This is a genomic window from Mycobacterium sp. WUMAC-067, assembly GCF_020217485.1.
Taxonomy (GTDB): domain Bacteria; phylum Actinomycetota; class Actinomycetes; order Mycobacteriales; family Mycobacteriaceae; genus Mycobacterium.
Map to the genome: position 1 here is coordinate 1 of NZ_JAEKMI010000200.1, position 464 is coordinate 464.

A 464-nucleotide genomic window follows, 5' to 3' on the forward strand; every position below is an offset into this window, starting at 1 on the left:
CGCAAGCGCGCCCGTCAGCCCCGGTCCCGAAGCTGCGGTGCTGGCGGCGGTGACGGCCGGCATCAGAGATTTCAGCTGATTCGCGTTCGAGAGCAGCGCACTCGATATCCACCCAACCGAACTTGTCATCGACAACGCCGGATTCATGGAACTGAGCGACGAACTCAACGACGACAGCGACCCCGTCGATGACTCGGACGTGGACGATAGCGGGGAGGCGAGCTGCTGCAGGGCCGTGGGCACCGTGGAGGTCACCTGAGACAGGACCGCTTGCGCGTCGGTGCTGGCCGAGCTGCCGACAGCTTGGCCGACCGCGGTCCCCTGTCCGGCCAGGCCGGCCGGGTTGCTGGCGGGCTGCGGCGGGGTGAACGGGGTCAGGAGCGACGCACTGGCCGAGGCGGCGGCGTAGCCATACATCGCGGCGACGTCTTGGGCCCACATCGCCGCGTACTGTGCCTCGGTGG

The 464-nt window shown here is 68.8% G+C and carries 1 pseudogene; it reads right to left on the minus strand.

Going from position 1 to position 464, the window contains the following annotated elements:
• A pseudogene (locus JF781_RS28220) lies at positions 1–464 on the minus strand (PPE family protein); the annotation flags it as partial.